At 66.1% G+C, this 18,237-nt stretch carries 16 protein-coding genes and 1 tRNA gene; 15 read left to right on the top strand and 2 right to left on the bottom strand.

Going from position 1 to position 18,237, the window contains the following annotated elements; translation table 11 throughout:
- Positions 1 to 108: 108 nt before the first annotated feature.
- The 15 genes from nuoH (at position 109) to pnp (ending at position 16,403) form a co-directional block, all read left to right on the top strand.
- Positions 109 to 1,143 (top strand): NADH-quinone oxidoreductase subunit NuoH, encoded by a 1,035-nt coding sequence (gene nuoH / locus ACJMKX_RS05005; RefSeq protein WP_405223762.1) that lies wholly within the window; start codon positions 109 to 111, stop codon positions 1,141 to 1,143.
- Positions 1,144 to 1,155: 12 nt separating this feature from the next.
- Positions 1,156 to 1,638 (top strand): NADH-quinone oxidoreductase subunit NuoI, encoded by a 483-nt coding sequence (nuoI, locus tag ACJMKX_RS05000; RefSeq protein ID WP_405221934.1) that lies wholly within the window; start codon positions 1,156 to 1,158, stop codon positions 1,636 to 1,638.
- 63 nt (positions 1,639 to 1,701) lie between these two features.
- On the top strand, positions 1,702 to 2,307 hold the full coding sequence (locus ACJMKX_RS04995; RefSeq protein ID WP_405223760.1) for an NADH-quinone oxidoreductase subunit J: 606 nt from the start codon (positions 1,702 to 1,704) through the stop codon (positions 2,305 to 2,307).
- Positions 2,308 to 2,312: 5 nt separating this feature from the next.
- Positions 2,313 to 2,615 (top strand): NADH-quinone oxidoreductase subunit NuoK, encoded by a 303-nt coding sequence (gene nuoK / locus ACJMKX_RS04990; RefSeq protein WP_405223758.1) that lies wholly within the window; start codon positions 2,313 to 2,315, stop codon positions 2,613 to 2,615.
- 3 nt (positions 2,616 to 2,618) lie between these two features.
- Complete coding sequence (gene nuoL, locus ACJMKX_RS04985) at positions 2,619 to 4,586, top strand: NADH-quinone oxidoreductase subunit L (RefSeq protein ID WP_405221931.1); 1,968 nt, start codon at positions 2,619 to 2,621, stop codon at positions 4,584 to 4,586.
- A gap of 25 nt (positions 4,587 to 4,611) precedes the next feature.
- The gene (locus tag ACJMKX_RS04980; RefSeq protein WP_405221928.1) at positions 4,612 to 6,141 is read left to right on the top strand and encodes an NADH-quinone oxidoreductase subunit M; all 1,530 of its coding nucleotides are present in this window, start codon (positions 4,612 to 4,614) and stop codon (positions 6,139 to 6,141) included.
- A gap of 41 nt (positions 6,142 to 6,182) precedes the next feature.
- Entirely contained in the window at positions 6,183 to 7,643 is a 1,461-nt protein-coding gene (gene nuoN / locus ACJMKX_RS04975; protein ID WP_405221925.1) for an NADH-quinone oxidoreductase subunit NuoN, read from the top strand.
- Positions 7,644 to 7,726: 83 nt separating this feature from the next.
- Positions 7,727 to 7,803, top strand: a tRNA-Met gene (locus ACJMKX_RS04970).
- Between the two features lie 115 nt (positions 7,804 to 7,918).
- Positions 7,919 to 8,407, top strand: a complete 489-nt coding sequence (gene rimP / locus ACJMKX_RS04965; protein ID WP_405223756.1) for a ribosome maturation factor RimP — start codon at positions 7,919 to 7,921, stop codon at positions 8,405 to 8,407.
- A gap of 34 nt (positions 8,408 to 8,441) precedes the next feature.
- Complete coding sequence (nusA, locus tag ACJMKX_RS04960; protein WP_405221922.1) at positions 8,442 to 9,962, top strand: transcription termination factor NusA; 1,521 nt, start codon at positions 8,442 to 8,444, stop codon at positions 9,960 to 9,962.
- Between the two features lie 18 nt (positions 9,963 to 9,980).
- Complete coding sequence (gene infB, locus ACJMKX_RS04955; protein ID WP_405221920.1) at positions 9,981 to 12,497, top strand: translation initiation factor IF-2; 2,517 nt, start codon at positions 9,981 to 9,983, stop codon at positions 12,495 to 12,497.
- Positions 12,498 to 12,511: 14 nt separating this feature from the next.
- On the top strand, positions 12,512 to 12,877 hold the full coding sequence (gene rbfA / locus ACJMKX_RS04950; protein WP_405221917.1) for a 30S ribosome-binding factor RbfA: 366 nt from the start codon (positions 12,512 to 12,514) through the stop codon (positions 12,875 to 12,877).
- 1 nt (position 12,878) lies between these two features.
- A complete protein-coding gene (truB, locus tag ACJMKX_RS04945; RefSeq protein WP_405221914.1) occupies positions 12,879 to 13,817 on the top strand; it encodes a tRNA pseudouridine(55) synthase TruB in 939 nt (312 codons plus the stop codon).
- A gap of 92 nt (positions 13,818 to 13,909) precedes the next feature.
- On the top strand, positions 13,910 to 14,179 hold the full coding sequence (gene rpsO, locus ACJMKX_RS04940) for a 30S ribosomal protein S15 (RefSeq protein ID WP_405221911.1): 270 nt from the start codon (positions 13,910 to 13,912) through the stop codon (positions 14,177 to 14,179).
- Between the two features lie 136 nt (positions 14,180 to 14,315).
- Complete coding sequence (gene pnp / locus ACJMKX_RS04935) at positions 14,316 to 16,403, top strand: polyribonucleotide nucleotidyltransferase (protein ID WP_405221908.1); 2,088 nt, start codon at positions 14,316 to 14,318, stop codon at positions 16,401 to 16,403.
- Positions 16,404 to 16,523: 120 nt separating this feature from the next.
- On the opposite strand, the gene ACJMKX_RS04930 is transcribed toward pnp, so the two are convergent.
- Both ACJMKX_RS04930 and phaR read right to left on the bottom strand, forming a co-directional pair.
- The gene (locus ACJMKX_RS04930; protein ID WP_405221905.1) at positions 16,524 to 17,525 is read right to left on the bottom strand and encodes a hydrolase; all 1,002 of its coding nucleotides are present in this window, start codon (positions 17,523 to 17,525) and stop codon (positions 16,524 to 16,526) included.
- Positions 17,526 to 17,708: 183 nt separating this feature from the next.
- Complete coding sequence (gene phaR, locus ACJMKX_RS04925) at positions 17,709 to 18,203, bottom strand: polyhydroxyalkanoate synthesis repressor PhaR (protein ID WP_405221902.1); 495 nt, start codon at positions 18,201 to 18,203, stop codon at positions 17,709 to 17,711.
- Positions 18,204 to 18,237: the final 34 nt, after the last annotated feature.

The raw sequence follows: 18,237 nt of genomic DNA, 5'->3' as shown, positions 1-18,237 counted from the left end.
GGGCCGCGAGCGCAGTGAGCACGATGACCGGCTGGAGGCCGCCGGGTGAACGAGTTCCTGAACCTCATCAGTTTCGGGTTGCTGGGCCGGCTGCCGGAGACGGCGCAGATGGTCACCGTCGTCACCAGCCAGATCGTGGCGGTGATGGTTTGCGTGATCCTGACCGTGGCCTTCCTGACCCTGGCCGAGCGCAAGGTGATCGGCTACATCCAGAACCGCATCGGGCCGAACCGGGTGGGCTTCCGTGGCCTCCTGCAGCCGTTCGCCGACGTGCTGAAGCTGCTCATGAAGGAGGTCGTGGTACCCACCAACTCCAGCCGCTTCCTGTTCGTCATTGCGCCGCTGCTCTCCATCACGCCGGCGCTGGCCACCTGGGCCGTGATTCCGCTCAGCGAGGACTTCGTCCTGGCCGACATCGACGCGGGCCTCCTCTACGTGCTGGCGCTCACGTCGGTGGGTGTCTACGGCGTCATCCTGGCGGGGTGGGCCACCAACTCCAAATACGCCTTCCTCGGCGCCATGCGCTCCGCCGCGCAGATCGTCGCCTACGAGATCGCCATGGGCTTCGCCCTGGTCGGCGTCCTGATGGCGGCCGGCAGCCTGAACCTCGGCGAGATCATCCGCGCCCAGCAGGGCGGTATCACCAACTGGTTCTGGCTGTGGCTGCTGCCGCTGTTCGCGGTCTACTTCATCTCCGGCGTCGCGGAGACCAACCGGGCGCCGTTCGACGTGGCCGAGGGAGAATCGGAGATCGTCGCCGGCTTCCATGTCGAGTACTCGGGCATCGCCTTCGCCGTGTTCTTCCTGGCCGAGTACGCCAACATGGTGCTGATCGCGGCGCTCACGGCGGTGTTGTTCTGGGGCGGCTGGCTGTCGCCGTTCGAAGGTCTGATCGGGTTCGCCGGTATCAGCGAGAACGCCTGGATCGTGCAGCCGGGCTTCTTCTGGTTCGCGCTCAAGACCGCGTTCTTCCTGTTCTGTTTCCTGTGGCTGCGGGCCACGTTCCCGCGCTACCGTTACGACCAGATCATGCGGCTCGGCTGGAAGGTGTTCATCCCGGTGACGATAGTCTGGATCGCCGTGGAGGGCGTACTCGCGTGGCTGCACGTGGGACCCTGGGCGCGGCTGGCGACGGGCGTGTAGGGGAGAGTGCCGATGGTCAGGAATATCCTCAAGACGTTTCTGCTGCTCGAGCTCTGGCGCGGCCTGATGCTGACCGGGCGGAACCTGTTCCACACCAAGGTCACGGTGCAGTACCCGGAGGAGAAGACGCCGCAGTCGCCGCGTTTCCGCGGTCTGCACGCCCTGCGCCGCTACCCGAACGGGGAGGAGCGCTGTATTGCCTGCAAGCTCTGCGAGGCGGTCTGCCCGGCGCTGGCCATCACCATCGAATCCGACGTCGGGCCGGACGGCACACGTCGCACGACCCGTTACGATATCGATCTGTTCAAGTGCATCTACTGCGGATTCTGCGAAGAGGCATGCCCGGTGGATGCGGTCGTCGAGACCCGGATCCACGAGTACCACATGGAGAACCGGGGCGAGAACATCATGACAAAGGAGAAACTGCTGGCCGTCGGCGAGAAGTACGAACCGATGATCGCCGCCGACAAGGCCGCGGACGCGCCCTACCGCTAGGGCAGGGCGCCGCCATCCATTATTGACGAGGGGCTCCCGGGCGCGGGAGCCATTGGGGACCGGATTTTGTTTGAGACGCTGCTCTTCTACGTCTTCAGCGCCGTGCTGATCGGTGCGGCACTCGGTGTGATCTTCTCGCGGAATCCGGTGTATTCCGTGATGTTCCTCGTGCTGGCTTTCTTCAACAGCGCGGTCCTGTGGCTGCTGGCTGAGGCGGAGTTCCTGGCCATCGTCCTGGTGCTGGTCTACGTCGGCGCGGTCATGGTGCTGTTCCTGTTCGTCGTCATGATGCTCGACGTCAACGTGGAGGCGGTGCGCGAGGGGCTCACCCGCTACGCTCCCCTCGGTCTCGTGGTCGCGCTGATCATGGTGGTCGAGCTGGTTCAGGTCATCTGGGCGAAGAGCCGCGGGCTCACGACGATGGCGGACGCGCCGCCCCTGCCGGAGGGCTACAGCAATACCAAGGCACTCGGGTCGGTGCTCTATACCGAGCACGTGTATGCCTTCGAGCTGGCTGCCGTGATACTGCTGCTCGCCATCGTCGCGGCGATCACGCTGACCATGCGCCGACGCCCGGGCCTGAAGGTGCAGAACATCTCACGGCAGGTGAGCACGCGCCGCGAGGACCGGGTGCGCCTGGTCAGCATGGATTCGGAGGAACGCCAGTGAGCGGCATCGGACTGCAGCACTACCTCACGCTGTCGGCGATCCTGTTTTCGCTGGCGGTCGCCGGTATCTTCATCAACCGCAAGAACGTCATCCTGCTGCTGATGTGCATCGAGCTCATGCTGCTGGCGGTGAATTTCAATTTCGTGGCGTTCTCCCGCTATGTGGGCAACGAGCTCGGCCAGGTATTTGTGTTCTTCATCCTGACCGTGGCGGCGGCCGAAGCGGCGATCGGGCTGGCCATCCTGGTGGTGCTGTTCCGCAGCCGGCGCAGCATCGACGTCGAGAACATGGACGCGATGAGGGGCTAGCGCATGCAAGCGATGCATCTCACCATCGTCCTCGCGCCCCTCGTCGCCGCCATCGTGGCGGGCGTGTTCGGCCGGCGCATCGGCCGGGCCGGGGCGCACTGGATCACCATCCTCGCCGTGGGTCTCTCTGCGGTGCTCTCGCTGCTGGTGCTGAAGGACCTGGTGTTCGACGGCGGCGAGGTGCAGAACTACACGGTCTACACATGGGCCGTCACCGATGGCCTGCGCATGGAGGTGGGCTTCCTCATCGACCGGCTGAGTGCCCTGATGATGGTGGTGGTGACCTTCGTCTCGCTCATGGTGCACGTCTACACCATCGGCTACATGCACGACGACCCGGGTTATCAGCGCTTCTTCAGCTACATCTCCCTGTTCACCTTCGCCATGCTGATGCTGGTGATGTCGAACAACTTCCTGCAGCTGTTCTTCGGTTGGGAGGCCGTGGGGCTGGTGTCCTACCTGCTGATCGGCTTCTGGTACAAGAAGCCGACGGCCATCGTCGCCAACCTGAAGGCCTTCCTGGTGAACCGGGTAGGGGATTTCGGCTTCATCCTCGGCATCGCCGCGGTCGTGATGTTCGCCGGCACGCTCGACTACGCCGAGACTTTTGCCCAGGCCGAGCGCATCGCCGGTCAGGAGATCGCGATCTTCGCGGGCAGCCCGTGGAACGCCATGACGCTGATCTGCATCCTGCTGTTCATCGGCGCCATGGGCAAGTCTGCCCAGGTGCCCCTGCACGTCTGGCTGCCGGACTCCATGGAGGGCCCGACGCCGATCTCCGCGCTGATCCACGCGGCCACCATGGTCACGGCGGGCATCTTCATGGTGGCGCGGATGTCGCCGCTGTACGAAATCTCGGCCACCGCACTGGGTTTCGTGCTGATCATCGGTGCGGTGACGGCCTTCTTCATGGGCCTGCTCGGCATCGTGCAGAACGACATCAAGCGGGTGGTCGCCTACTCGACCCTGTCTCAGCTGGGCTACATGACCGTGGCACTCGGCGCCTCGGCCTATGCGGCGGGTATCTTCCACCTGATGACCCACGCCTTCTTCAAGGCGCTGCTTTTCCTGGCGGCCGGCTCGGTGATCATCGCCATGCATCACGAGCAGGACATCCGCCGGATGGGCGGCCTCAGGAAATACATGCCCGTCACCTACTGGACGGCGCTGATCGGCTCGCTCGCGCTGATCGGTTTCCCGGGCACGGCCGGCTTCTTCTCCAAGGACGCCCTGATCGAGGCGGTGCATGCGGCGTGGGTGGAGCAGGGCAGCCTGGCCCATGCCATCGCCTACTGGAGCGTGCTGCTCGGCGTCTTCGTCACGGCGTTGTACTCGTTCCGCATGTTCTTCCTCGTGTTCCACGGCGAGGAGCGCATGGGTGCCGCCACCCGGTCCCATCTGCACGAGCCGCCGGCGGTGGTGACCGTGCCGCTGGTGCTGTTGGCCATCCCCTCGCTGCTGGTCGGCTGGTTCACCATCGGCCCGCTGCTGTTCGGGGATTTCTTCGGCGACGCCATCCGGGTAGCGCCCGAACACGGCGCGCTGGCGGCCGTGGGCGAGGAGTTCCACGGCCCGGCCGGCTTCATCCTGCACGCGTTCGGCGGCCCTGCCGTGTATCTGGCGCTGGCGGGCGTCGCGGTCGCCTGGTACATCTGGCTGCGCCGGCCGGACCTCGCGGCTCAGGCGAGCGATCGCCTGTCGGCCGTCTACCGCCTGCTGCTCAACAAGTACTACGCCGATGAACTCTATCAGCGGGTATTCGCGGCGGGTGGCCGTGGCATTGGTACCGTGCTGTGGAAGGCGGGCGACCAGGCATTCATCGACGGCGTGATGGTCAACGGCACGGCCAGGACCATCGGGCGCATCGCCGCGGCGGTGCGGCAGGTGCAGTCCGGTTATCTCTACCACTACGCGTTTGCGATGGTGATCGGTCTCACCGCGCTGCTCGGCTGGCTGTTGTGGGTCGGCTGAGCGTCGGGGGCTGAACGGGTCTGTCATGGATTTCGGTTATCTTCTGAGCCTGCTCATCTGGTTGCCGATCGCCGGCGGCGTGCTGGCGCTCATCATCGGCGACGGCGACGATGCGGCTTCGCCGCGGGCGTCGGCCATGCGCCTGACGGCGCTGGTGACCTCGCTCGCGACGCTCGCCGCCAGCATCCCGCTGTTCACCGGCTTCGACCGTGCCAGCGCCGCCATGCAGTTCGTCGAGCGGGTGTCCTGGATCGAGACCTTCAACGTGTTCTACCACCTCGGTGTCGACGGGCTGTCGGTGCCGCTGATCCTGCTCACCACGTTCATCACGCCGCTGGTGATCATCGCCGGCTGGCGCGGCATCACGAAGCGCCCGGCCCAGTATTTCGCCGCTTTCCTGATCCTCGAAGGCCTGATGGTCGGCGTGTTCTGCGCGCTGGACGCGATGCTGTTCTACGTCTTCTGGGAGGCGATGCTGGTGCCGATGTTCCTGATCATCGGCGTGTGGGGCGGCGAGCGGCGCATCTACGCCACCATCAAGTTCTTCCTCTACACCTTCCTGGGTTCGGTGTTCATGCTGGTCTCGCTGATCTGGCTGTACGTGCAGTCGGGCAGCTACGGCATCCTGGATTTCCACGCCATGCGCATCGGCATGGAGGCGCAGATCCTGATCTTCCTCGCCTTCCTGCTGGCTTTCGCCGTGAAGGTGCCGATGTGGCCGGTGCACACCTGGCTGCCGGACGCCCACGTGGAGGCACCGACCGGCGGCTCGGTGATCCTGGCGGCGATCATGCTGAAGATGGGCGGCTACGGCTTCGTCCGCCTGTCGCTGCCGATCCTGCCGGATGCCAGTCAGGCGCTGGACTGGCTGATGATCGCGCTGTCGCTGATCGCCGTGGTCTACATCGGCTTCGTCGCCCTGGTGCAACAGGACCTGAAAAAGCTGATCGCTTACTCCTCCATCGCCCACATGGGCTTCGTCACGCTGGGTTTCTTCGTGCTCTGGGACATCGAGCAGTCCACCGGTTCGGTCAGCGGGGCGGGGCTGGGGCTCACCGGCGGCATGGTGCAGATGGTCTCCCACGGCCTCGTCTCCGGCGCACTGTTCCTCTGCGTGGGCGTGATGTACGACCGCCTGCACACCCGGCGCATCGCCGACTACGGCGGCGTGGTGAACACCATGCCGGTGTTCGCCGCGTTCATGGTGCTGTTCGCCATGGCCAACGCCGGGCTGCCGGGCACCTCCGGTTTCGTCGGCGAGTTCATGGTGATCCTGTCGAGTTTCAGGGCCTCGTTCTGGTATGCGCTGCTGGCCGGCACCACGCTGGTTCTGGGCGCGGCCTATACCCTGTGGATGGTGAAGCGGGTGGTGTTCGGCGACGTGGCCAACGACAGGGTGGCGGGCCTGTCGGACCTCAACGGCCGGGAGTTCCTGGTGCTGGGCGTTCTCGCCGTCGCCGTCCTCCTGCTGGGGGTCTGGCCGGCGCCGCTGGTGGATCTCATGTCGGCGAGCGTGGATCAGCTGGTCGATCAGATGAGCCGGTCGAAGCTGTGAACGGCGCGGTAAACCGGTCCATTCAACCCAAGGTTTGACAGATGGATTTCATCGTTCCCGATTTCAGTCCCGCGCTCCCCGAGATCGTACTGCTCGGGCTGATCTGCGTGGTCCTGATCGCCGACCTGTTCGTGAGCGACGAACGCCGCATCGTGACCTGGTGGCTGGCAATGGGCGCGCTGGGGGTGACGCTGGCGGCCATCCTCGGCTCCGCGCCGGACCTGCGCACCCTCACGTTCTCGGGCAGTTACGTAGCCGACCCGATGGGACAGATCCTGAAGATCGTCTCGGTGGGCCTCATGGCGCTGGTGTTCATCTATTCCCGCCAGTATCTGACGGTGAACGGCCTCACCCGCGGCGAGTTCTACACTCTCGGGCTGTTCGCGCTGCTGGGCGTCCTGGTGATGATCTCGGCCAACAGCCTGCTGACCATGTACCTGGGCCTGGAGATGCTCTCATTGGCCCTGTACGCGCTGGTGGCCTTCGATCGGGACTCCGCTGTGGCCGCCGAGTCGGCCATGAAGTACTTCGTCCTCGGCGCCATCGCCTCGGGGATGCTGCTGTTCGGCATCTCCTACCTCTACGGCGTGACCGGCGTGCTCGAGTTCGGCCCGCTGTCGCTGGCCATCCGCAGCGCGGGTCCGGACGACATCGCGCTGTGGTTCGGTCTGGCTTTCCTGGTGGTCGGCATCGCGTTCAAGTTCGGCGCGGTGCCGTTCCACATGTGGCTGCCCGACGTCTACCAGGGCGCGCGTACCCCCGTGACCCTGCTGATCGCCTCGGCGCCGAAGGTGGCGGCGTTCGCACTCGCCATGCGCATACTGGTGGACGGCCTGCCGGAGCTGCACGGCGCCTGGCAGGGCATGCTCATGATCCTGGCCGTACTCTCTCTCGCGCTGGGCAACGTCGTGGCGATCGCCCAGTCGAATATCAAGCGCATGCTGGCGTACTCGACCATCGGCCACGTCGGCTTCATCCTGCTCGGCATCTTCACCGGCACCCAGGCGGGCTATCAGGCAGCCATGTATTACACGATTACCTATGTCCTGATGGCCGCCGGCGCCTTCGGCATGGTCATCCTGCTCTCGCGGCAGGGTTTCGAGGCGGAGGAGATCAGCGACTTCAAGGGACTCAACAGCCGCAGCCCCTGGTTCGCGGCGATGATGGCCTGTTTCATGTTCGGCATGGCCGGCATCCCGCCCTGGGTGGGCTTCTGGGCGAAGCTGAACGTGATCTCAGCCGTCCTGGATGCGGGCCGGCTGGCGCCCGAGGGCGTCATCTACACCTGGTTGGCCCTGCTGATGGTGGTCTTCTCGGTCATCGGCGCCTTCTACTACCTGCGGGTGCTGAAGTTCGTCTATTTCGATGCGCCGGACGATAGTGCGCCGCTCACTGCGCCGCGTGAGATGCAGGTGGTGCTGAGCGTGAACGGGCTGGCCATCCTCGGCCTCGGCCTGGTCCCGGGCACGTTGCTGGCCCTGTGCGCGAGCGTCATGGGCTGACGCAATCGAGCGTCTGCGGCAGCGTTTTTGCCGGGACGGTTGAAACCAACGCAGCTTCTCTAGTACTATTCGGTTCTCGCGGATGCGGGGTGGAGCAGTCTGGCAGCTCGTCGGGCTCATAACCCGAAGGTCGCAGGTTCGAATCCTGCCCCCGCTACCAAGGTTTTTGGTGACAGAAAGCCCCGCTCGGGGCTTTTTGTTTGCCCGAAAAGGTCTGCCGGAGCCAGGGCCGGCAGCCCTGGGCACGAGCAGGAACGAAATGGGCCCTGGGGCCCATTTTTTGTTGGGGTCCCCGACGGACCCGCGACAGAGGAAGAGTGACAGAGGACGAGATCAGGCAGCTGCTGGAGCCGACGCTGGCGACCATGGGCTACGAACTCGTGGACCTGGAGGCCCGCATCGGCGGCAAGGGGCTGCTGCGGCTCTACATCGACAAGCCCGAAGGCGTGAGCCTCGAGGATTGCGAGCGGGTGAGCCACCAGGTTAGCGGCGTACTGGACGTGGAGGACCCGATCCCCGGCGAGTACGTGCTGGAAGTGTCTTCGCCCGGTCTGGACCGGCCGCTGAAGCGCCCCGAGCACTTCGAGCGGTTCGTCGGCAGCGAGGCGAAGGTCGCGCTCAGGGTCCCGCTGGACGGCCGGCGGCGATTCCGCGGCACGCTGGAAGGCGTGGAAGACGGTTACGTGGCGATGCGTGTGGACGGAGAACTCTATCGGCTGCGCATCGCCGATATCGACAAGGCGAGGTTGGTTCCCGAGCTTTAGCCACCATATCGGGCTGGGCGGAGAGACGACAGGTATGAGCAAGGAAATTCTGATGGTGGTCGACGCCGTCTCTAACGAGAAGGGCGTGGACAAGGAGATTATCTTCGAGGCGATCGAGGCGGCGCTGGCGTCCGCCACCCGCAAGCGCCACGGAGAAGATATCGATGTGCGCGTGGCCATCGACCGCCAGACCGGTGATTACGATACTTTCCGCCGCTGGCTGGTGTTCGAGGACGAGTCCACCGAGCTCGAGTTCCCGGACCGCGAGCTGAGGATGATCGACGCCGTCGAGATCGACCCCGACGCCGAGCCGGGTGGCTATGTCGAGGTGCCGATGGAGTCCGTGGAGTTCGGCCGCATCGCTGCCCAGACCGCCAAGCAGGTGATCGTGCAGAAGGTGCGCGAGGCCGAGCGCGAGCAGGTGGTCGAGGAATTCCAGGACCGGGTCGGCGAACTGCTGAGCGGCCTGGTGAAGCGCGTGGACCGCAATGGCGTCTTCATCGACCTGGGCGGCAATGCCGAGGGCTTCGTGCCCCGCGAGAACATGATCCCGCGCGAGCCGGTGCGCCCACAGGACCGCATCAAGGCGCGCCTGGTCGAGGTCCGCTCCGAGCTGAGGGGGCCGCAGCTGTTCATGACCCGCACCTCGCCGGAGTTCCTGATCGACCTGTTCAGCCTGGAGGTCCCCGAGGTGGGGCAGGGCCTGATCGATATCGTCGCCGCCGCCCGGGACCCGGGCCTGCGGGCGAAGATCGCGGTGAAGAGCAACGACCGGCGCATCGACCCGGTGGGTGCCTGCGTCGGCATGCGCGGCTCCCGCGTGCAGGCGGTCTCCAACGAGCTGGCCGGCGAGCGTGTCGACATCATCCTCTGGGACGACAATCCGGCCCAGTTCGTCGTCAACGCCATGTCGCCGGCGGACGTGGTCTCCATCGTCATGGACGAGGAGGCCCACAGCATGGATATCGCGGTGGAAGAGGAAAAGCTGTCTCAGGCCATCGGCCGCGGCGGCCAGAACATCCGCCTGGCGAGCGAGCTGACCGGCTGGGAGCTGAATGTCATGACCGCCGCGGACGCCGAGGAGAAGAGCGAATCGGAGATGCGCGAGCTCACCGAGATGTTCATGAAAAGCCTCGACGTCGACGAGGAGGTGGCCATGATCCTGGTGCAGGAAGGTTTCTCCACCGTGGAGGAAGTGGCCTACGTGCCGGCGGCCGAGCTGGCCGAGATCGAGGAGTTCGACGAGGACATCGTCAACGAGCTGCGCAGCCGCGGCCGCGACGTCCTGCTGACCCAGGCGATCGCCAGCGAGGAGAAGATCGACGAGGCGGAGCCCGCCGAGGATCTGCTGGCGCTGGAGGGCATGACCCGGGAGCTCGCCTACCTGCTTGCCAGCGAGGGCGTCGTGACCCGGGAAGATCTGGCGGAGCAGTCGGTGGACGATCTGCTGGAGATCCAGGAAGACATGGACCAGGAGCAGGCGGCTGCGCTGATCATGGCGGCGCGCGCGCACTGGTTCGAGCAGGAAGAAGAGCAGCAGCAGGAGCGGGCCTGATCAACAGGAGTTTTAGGTATGGCTGAAGTCACTGTCGCACAGTTCGCCGAGGTACTGAAGGTGCCGGTCGACAAGCTGATCTCTCAGCTGGACGAAGCGGGCATCAAGGTCAGCGGCCAGGACGATACGATCAGCGAGGACGCGAAGCTCGAGCTGCTCTCGCACCTGCGTCGCTCCCACGGGCGCGACGAGAGCGGCGCCGGCGCCGGCCCGAAGAAAATCACACTGAAGCGCAAGTCCCAGTCGGAACTGCGGCTCTCCGGTGCCCAGGGCCGTTCCCGCACGGTCAACGTGGAAGTGCGCCGCAAGCGTACCTATGTGAAGCGCGACGTGCTGGAGCAGCAGGCGAAGGCCCAGCAGGACGAGCTCGACCGCCAGCGCCGCGAGGAGCAGGAGCGCGAGGAGGCGGCGCGCCTGGAGCAGGAGCGCATCGAGGCCGAGCGCCAGGAGAAGCTCCGCAAGGAAGAGGCCGAGGCTGCCCGCGCCGAGCAGCAGGAGAAGGAAGAGCAGGAGCGCGAGGCTCGCGAGAAGGCCGAGAGCGAAGCCGCCGCTGCCCTGCAGGCTGCCGAGCGCGCCGAGCAGGAGCGCAAGGAAGCCGCCGCCAAGGAACGCCGGGAGAAAGAGACCAAGAAGGACCAGAGTACGCGCTACGGGCGCAAGGAACTGCATGTCGCCGGCGACAAGAGCGGCCGGCGCAAGCGCAAGCGGCCCCAGCGCCGGCGTCCCGTCTCCGTCAGCGTGGACTCCCAGCACGGCTTCGAGCGGCCGACGGCCCCGGTTGTGCGCGAAGTGGAGATCCCGGAGACCATCACGGTGGCTGATCTCGCCCAGCGCATGGCGGTGAAGGCGCCGGAGGTCATCAAGGTGCTCATGGGCATGGGCGCCATGGTCACCATCAACCAGGTCATCGACCAGGATACTGCCGTGCTGGTCGTCGAGGAGATGGGCCACACGGCGAAGCCGCTGGCCGAGAGCTCCGTCGACGAGGACGTGCTCGCGGACGTCGAGGTGGAGGGCGAGAAAGTCTCGCGCTCGCCGGTGGTCACCATCATGGGTCACGTCGACCACGGCAAGACCTCGCTGCTGGACTACATCCGCCGTACCAAGGTGGCGGCGGGCGAGGCCGGCGGCATCACCCAGCACATCGGCGCCTACCAGGTGCCCACGGAGAAGGGCAGCGTGACCTTCCTGGACACACCGGGCCACGCCGCCTTCACGGCCATGCGGGCCCGCGGCGCGCAGGTGACGGACGTCGTGATCCTGGTGGTCGCCGCCGATGACGGCGTCATGCCGCAGACCATCGAGGCGGTACAGCACGCCAAGGCGGCCGGGGTGCCGATTGTTGTGGCGGTCAACAAGATCGACCGCGAAGAGGCGGATCCGGACCGGGTGCGCAACGAGCTGTCCCAGCACGAGGTGATTCCCGAGCAGTGGGGCGGCGATACGCTGTTCGTCAATGTCTCCGCCCACACGGGCGAGGGCGTGGACGAGTTGCTGGAGGCGCTCTCCCTGCAGGCCGAACTCATGGACCTGAAGGCCGTGGCCGAGGGCCCGGCGAAGGGTGTAGTGGTCGAATCCAGCCTGGAGACGGGCCGCGGTGCCGTCGCCACCGTGCTGGTGCAGAGCGGCACGCTGAAGGTGGGTGATGCCATCCTCGCGGGCGAGGAATACGGCCGCGTGCGGGCCATGTTCGACGAGAGCCAGGAGCCGGTGGACAGTGCCGGCCCGTCGACGCCGGTGGTCGTGCTCGGTCTCTCCGGTACGCCGAATTCGGGCGACGAGATGCTGGTCGTCAGGGACGACCGCAAGGCCCGCGAGGTTGCGGAGTTCCGTCAGGGCAAGTCCCGCGACGTGAAGCTCGCCCAGCAGCAGGCGGCCAAGCTGGAAGACGTCTTCTCGCAGATGTCCGAGGGACAGACCACCAGCGTCCAGCTGCTGATCAAGGCGGACGTGCACGGCAGTGCCGAGGCGTTGCGGGATGCACTCACGAAGCTCTCCGGCGATGAGGTCAAGGTGGACGTGATCTCCTCCGGCGTCGGCGGCATCACCGAGTCCGATATCAACCTCGCCTCGGCATCCAACGCCATCGTGATCGGCTTCAACGTCCGCGCGGACAGCGCGGCGCGCAGCGCGGTCAAGGAGACCGGCGTGGATGTGCGCTACTACAGCATCATCTACGAGGCGATCGACGACGTGAAGGCTGCCATCACCGGCATGCTGTCGCCGGAGATCCGCGAGCAGATCGTCGGGCTGGCCGAGGTACGCGAGGTGTTCCGCTCGCCGAAGTTCGGCCAGGTGGCCGGTTGCATGGTCGTCGACGGCTACGTGAAGCGCTCGAATCCCATCCGCGTACTGCGTGACAACGTCGTGATCTACGAGGGCGAGCTGGAATCGCTGCGCCGCTACAAGGACGACGTGAACGAGGTGCGGGCCGGGACCGAATGCGGCATCGGCGTACGCAACTACAACGACGTCAAGGCCGGCGACCAGATCGAGTGCTACGAGCGGGTCGAGGTGGCCCGTTCGCTCGACTGACCGCCCCCGCCGCCATGCCACGTGAATATCCCAGGAGCCGCAGGCTCGGCGGCCAGATCATGCGCGTGCTGAACGAGCTGCTGCGATTCGAGAGCAAGGATCCGGCGCTGGCGCAGGTCTCGGTGAGCGACGTCGAGCTTTCCCGCGACCTCTCGGTGGCCAAGGTCTGGTTCAGTGTGCTGGACCCGGCGGCGGACGTGGACGCGGCCGCCGACGGCCTGCGCCGTGCCGCGGGGTTCCTGCGCAGCCGTCTCGGCAAGGAGCTGTCCGTGCGCCACGTGCCGGAGTTGCGCTTCGAGCACGACGACAGCGCGGAGCGAGGGCTGGCGCTGAGCAATCTCATCGAACACGCCGGCGGCGGTCGGCAGTCGGAGGAATGAGGTGGGAACTCCTGCCCAGCGCCGCCGCCCGGCCCGCCGTGAGGTGCACGGCATCGTCCTGCTGGACAAGCCGGAGGGGCTGAGCTCGAACCAGGCCCTGCAGCGCGTGCGAGGCATATTCCGCGCCCGCAAGGCGGGCCATACCGGCAGCCTCGACCCGGCGGCCACGGGCCTGCTGCCCCTGTGCTTCGGCGAGGCCACCAAGGTCAGCGCCTGGCTGCTGGACGCCGAGAAGGAATATCTCGTGCGCGCCTGTCTCGGCGAGCGTCGCGACACGGGCGATTCCGAGGGCCGGGTGATCGAGACGGCGCAGCTGCCGGAGCTGGACGGCGCGGACTGGCAGGCGTTGTTCACCCGCTTTACCGGCGAGATCGAGCAGGTGCCGCCGATGTATTCCGCATTGAAAAAGGACGGCCGGCGCCTGTACGAACTGGCCCGCGAAGGCCGGGAAGTGGAGCGGGCGGCGCGCCGCGTGCGTATCCGCTCGCTGCAGCTGATCGCGCGGGAGAGCGAGGAGCTCATCTTCCGGGTGCGTTGCTCGAAAGGGACCTACGTGCGCACGCTGGTGGAAGACATCGCGGCGGCTGCGGGCACCGTGGGCTACACGCGTGCCCTGCGGAGGGTGGCCGTCGGGCCGTTTGCGGCCGCTGCGATGGTGACGCTGGACAGGCTGGATGCGGCATCCGCCGAGTCGCTGGACGGCTACCTGCAGCCGGTGGACGCCGCGCTGGCGGACTGGCCGGCGGCGGAGGTCGAGGACGACGCTGCCGGACGCTTCCTGCAGGGACAGCAGGTGCCGGCGGACTACTCGGCACGGGAGGGCCATCTGCGGGTCTATGACCGCGCTGGTCGCTTCCTCGGCGTGGGCGAGATACCGTTCGCAGGCGCCGTGCGGCCCCGGCGGGTATTCCTGCATGGCGGAAAAAGCGCCGAAATTTAGATTGTATTTAGATTGTTAGCGGGCCCGGACCCGAGTTACAATGCCGGGCTGCACAGAAGGCCAAAGAGCACTGAGACTGGAGTTTTCGAACAATGCCACTTTCGACTGAACGCAAGAGCAGCATCCTCAAGGAGTATAGCCGCGGCGACGCCGACACCGGGTCACCGGAGGTCCAGGTCGCGCTGCTGTCCGCACGCATCACCGATCTCACCGAGCATTTCTCCGAGCACAAGCGCGATCATCATTCCCGCAAGGGGCTCCTGATGCTGGTCAACAAGCGTCGGAAGCTGCTGGACTACCTCAAGAAGAAGGATCAGGACCGCTATCAGGACCTGATCAAGCGGCTCGGCCTGCGCCGCTGATCGGCAATCGCTGATCGGCAATTGCTGACCGACAACCCCAGCGCAGAATCGGAACATGGACTGGATGCAGGTGCGTCGACCCCGCGGTCGCCGGATCTGCATCCAGTTTTCGCATTAGCAGACAGAAGGATCAGGCGTGACAGTAATCAAGCAGAGTTTCAACTACGGCGATCATGAAGTGACGCTGGAGACGGGCGAGGTTGCCCGACAGGCGGACGGCGCCGTCATGGTCAGCATGGGAGACACCGTCGTTCTCGCGACGGCGGTCGGCCGCAAGGAAGCCGATCCGGGCCGCCCGTTCTTCCCGCTGACCGTCAACTACCAGGAGAAGACCTACGCTGCGGGCCGCATCCCCGGCGGCTTCTTCAAGCGCGAGGGTCGGCCGAGCGAGAAGGAGACGCTGACGTCGCGCCTGATCGACCGTCCCATCCGCCCGCTGTTCCCGAAAGGATTCATGAACGAGGTGCAGGTGATCACTACGGTGATCTCCCTGGATCCCGAGATCGACGCGGACATCCCGGCCATGATCGGCGCCTCGGCGGCGCTGGCACTCTCCGGCATGCCATTCCGGGGCCCGATCGCTGCCGCGCGGGTCGGTTACAGGGACGGTGAGTATCTGCTGAACCCGACGGCCAGCCAGCTCGAGGATTCCCAGCTGGACCTCGTGGTGGCCGGCACCGGCGAAGCCGTGCTGATGGTCGAGTCCGAGGCGAACATCCTCCCCGAGGACGTCATGCTGGGCGCGGTCATGTTCGGCCACGAGAAGATGCAGGCGGCGATCGAGGTGATCGAGGAGCTGGCGCGCCAGGCGGCCAAACCGGCGTGGGACTGGCAGCCTCCCGAGACCGATGCCAGCCTCGAGGAGAAGGTGGCGGAGATTGCGCGCGGCGCGCTCACCGAGGCCTACCAGATCAGCGACAAGCAGGAGCGCCAGGAGGCGGTCGGCAAGGCGAAGAGCGAGGCTCTCGAGGCCCTGGCAGGCGGCGACGAGCCGGCTTACGGTGCTGACGAGGTGTCCGCCGCTCTCGGCAAACTCGAGAAGTCCACCGTCCGCAACCGGGTGCTGGACGGCCAGCCGCGCATCGACGGCCGTGACCACGCGACCGTGCGCCCGATCAGCGTGCGTGTCGGCACACTGCCGCGCACCCACGGCTCGGCTCTGTTCACCCGCGGCGAGACGCAGGCGATTGTTACTGCGACGCTCGGCACCGGCCGTGACGCGCAGATCATCGACGCGCTGGAGGGCGAGTACAAGGAGCCCTTCATGCTCCATTACAACTTCCCGCCGTACTGCGTCGGCGAGACCGGCTTCATGGGCGGCCCGAAGCGGCGCGAGATCGGCCACGGCAAGCTGGCCCGGCGCGGTATCCAGGCCGTCATGCCGAATATGGACGAGTTCCCCTACGTGATCCGGGTCGTCTCCGAGATCACCGAGTCGAACGGTTCCAGTTCCATGGCGTCGGTCTGCGGCTCGAGCCTCGCGATGATGGACGCCGGCGTGCCGCTGAAGGCGCCGGTGGCCGGCGTCGCGATGGGCCTGGTGAAGGACGGCGACAAGTTCGCGGTCCTGACCGATATCCTCGGCGACGAGGACCATCTGGGCGACATGGACTTCAAGGTGGCCGGCTCATCCGAGGGCGTCACCGCGTTGCAGATGGATATCAAGATCGAGGGCATCACCCGCGAGATCATGGAGAAGGCCCTGGCGCAGGCCAAGGAAGCCCGCCTCCACATTCTCGGCGAGATGAACAAGGTGCTGGCCGAGCCGCGCGAGGAGATGTCCGACTGGGCACCCACCATCATGACGTTCAAGATCGACCCCGACAAGATCCGGGACGTCATCGGCAAGGGCGGCGCCGTCATCCGCGCCATTACCGAGGAGACCGGCGCCACCATTGACATCGAGAACGACGGTACCGTCAAGATCGCCTCGGTGGACGGTGCGTCCGGCAAGGAAGCGCTGCGCCGCATCGAGCTGATCACCGCTGACGTCGAGGTGGGAAGCACCTATGAGGGCCGCGTGGCGCGGCTCATGGACTTCGGCGCCTTCGTCACCATCCTGCCGGGCAAGGACGGCCTCGTGCATATCTCCCAGATCTCCAACGAACGCGTTGAGAAGGTGAGCGACAAGCTTTCCGAAGGCGACATCGTGCGCGTCAAGGTGCTGGAAGTGGACCGTCAGGGCCGGATCCGTCTCAGCATGAAGGAAGTGGACGCGGCCTGACCCGGTTTGCAGCCGTCGGCCCTGGCCGACGGTGAACCGAAGGCGAGAGGCCGGCAGGCGCGTGAGCGCCGCCGGCCTTTTTCATGCCGGTCCGGTTGGTGGCGGACGCGCAGGGTAGCGTCAGATGCGGCTGGTGCCGTGATCCGGCGCGGCCAGCGCCCGGTCGAACCAGGCGAGGAGGCGCGCGGGCATCCAGTAGGAAGGCCGCCAGGGCGCGGGCCCGTTCACGAAACCGATGTGGCCCCCGGCGTCGGTGATCTCCAGCCGGATGGAGCCGGGCAGTGATCCGGCGTCCGGGATGGCGGCGGCGCTCATGAACGGGTCGTCGCGGGCGTTGAGGATCAGCGTCGGCGTCCGTATGCCTTCGAGGTATCGACCCGAGGAGCACTCCTCGTAGTAATGCGCCGCGCCGCGGAAGCCGTGCAGCGGCGCCGTGACGATATCGTCGAAGGCGACGAAATCCCGCGCGCGCAGCGCGGCCTGCCAGTCGAAAGGTGCGGTATCCGAAGTGAACTTCCGCTTCATCGCGGCCTTCATCCGGCGCAGGAGGTACCAGCGGTAGAAGCGTGAGAAGCCCCGGTTCAGCGCCTCTGCCGAGTCGCGCAGCTGGAACGGCACCGATACGGCGGCGGCGGCCGTGAACGGGCTGTCGGCGCCTTCCTCGCCGAGATACTTTAGCAGGACGTTGCCGCCCAGGGAGTAGCCTGCGGCGAGAAAGCGGGCGTCCGGCTGCTCCGCCGCGAGGCGCCCCATGAAATAGCGCAGGTCGCCGGTCTCGCCCGCATGATAGCGGCGGGGGAGGCGGTTGCGGCGCTCGCCACAGTCACGCGCGTGCAGAACCACGAGCCGCCAGCCCCGCGCCACCGCCGTCGGGCCCATCATGCGGGCGTAGGTCGCCTCGCTGGAGCCTTCCAGGCCGTGCAGCAGCACGAGGGTGGTCGCGGGCCGAACGACGGCGGGGTCCAGCCAGTGGGCCTCGACGAAGTCGCCGTCGGGCAACTCCACCGTCTCGTGGCGCCACCGCGGTGCCGGCGGGCGGCACAGCGGTGAGCTGGTGAACAGGGTCTGGGCGTGGCGGTTCTTCAGCCACCGGGGCGGCTGAAAGGGTGCTGGCTTGTCCATGGCCGTCTCGCGCGCATGCCGGTCGGGCATAAAAAAGGCCCCTCGCAAGCGCGAGGGGCCAGCCAATCGGAGTGTTGCACTCCTTCAGGCATGTGCAGCAGGTAGCGGGGGAGCATGAAGCCTGCTGCAGTGCACAAATTAGGCTATCGGGAGGCCGGTGTCAACCCCTCGCGGGCAAGAAATTCAACGCTCGTTGTCCCGCTTGTCCTCAGGCTTTTCGTCTTCCTTCCGGGTGCCCGTCAGAGTACGGAAAATCTCCTCCTGCACCGATTTCCAGCGCGCGTAATTTCGCTGTGTGACGCCGGCCACGGCGGCCACCGGATCGACGCCGACCACCTTCTTGACCTGGGTGCGCACCTGCTTCTGCTGGTTCAGGAACAGCTTCAGGCTCTGCTCCAGGTAGGTGCTGACGAAATTCGGCATGGCGCTGGAATAGGCGCGGATGATCTGGGACAGGAAGTCCTGGCTCATGATCGGCTCGCCCTGGGCCTCCTGCTCGCTGATTACCTGCAGCAGGATGCTCCGCGTGATGTCGTCGCCGGATTTCTTGTCGATGACGGTGAAATCCGCCTTCTCCAGCACCAGGCGCTTGATATCGGCCAGCGTGATGTAGCGGCTCTCCTCGGTGTCGTAGAGCCGGCGGTTGGGGTACTTCTTGATGATTCGGGTTTCACTCATGCCCGTAAGATAGCCGATTTTGCTGCATAGCGGA

It is taken from the genome of Lentisalinibacter sediminis (genome assembly GCF_040706615.1).
GTDB classification, from domain to species: Bacteria; Pseudomonadota; Gammaproteobacteria; order Steroidobacterales; family Woeseiaceae; genus Lentisalinibacter; species Lentisalinibacter sediminis.
The sequence above is the reverse complement of the archived record's forward strand: the minus strand, read 5'-3'. Positions and strand labels throughout refer to the sequence as shown.

What these genes read in the sequence shown, in the direction of transcription:
- nuoH (WP_405223762.1), top strand. Translation starts at nt 109, where the DNA reads ATGGTCACCGTCGTCACCAGCCAGATCGTGGCGGTGATGGTTTGCGTG.
- nuoI (WP_405221934.1), top strand. Translation starts at nt 1,156, where the DNA reads ATGGTCAGGAATATCCTCAAGACGTTTCTGCTGCTCGAGCTCTGGCGC.
- nuoL (WP_405221931.1), top strand. Translation starts at nt 2,619, where the DNA reads ATGCAAGCGATGCATCTCACCATCGTCCTCGCGCCCCTCGTCGCCGCC.
- ACJMKX_RS04980 (WP_405221928.1), top strand. Translation starts at nt 4,612, where the DNA reads ATGGATTTCGGTTATCTTCTGAGCCTGCTCATCTGGTTGCCGATCGCC.
- nuoN (WP_405221925.1), top strand. Translation starts at nt 6,183, where the DNA reads ATGGATTTCATCGTTCCCGATTTCAGTCCCGCGCTCCCCGAGATCGTA.
- nusA (WP_405221922.1), top strand. Translation starts at nt 8,442, where the DNA reads ATGAGCAAGGAAATTCTGATGGTGGTCGACGCCGTCTCTAACGAGAAG.
- infB (WP_405221920.1), top strand. Translation starts at nt 9,981, where the DNA reads ATGGCTGAAGTCACTGTCGCACAGTTCGCCGAGGTACTGAAGGTGCCG.
- rbfA (WP_405221917.1), top strand. Translation starts at nt 12,512, where the DNA reads ATGCCACGTGAATATCCCAGGAGCCGCAGGCTCGGCGGCCAGATCATG.
- rpsO (WP_405221911.1), top strand. Translation starts at nt 13,910, where the DNA reads ATGCCACTTTCGACTGAACGCAAGAGCAGCATCCTCAAGGAGTATAGC.
- ACJMKX_RS04930 (WP_405221905.1), bottom strand. Translation starts at nt 17,525, where the DNA reads ATGGACAAGCCAGCACCCTTTCAGCCGCCCCGGTGGCTGAAGAACCGC.
- phaR (WP_405221902.1), bottom strand. Translation starts at nt 18,203, where the DNA reads ATGAGTGAAACCCGAATCATCAAGAAGTACCCCAACCGCCGGCTCTAC.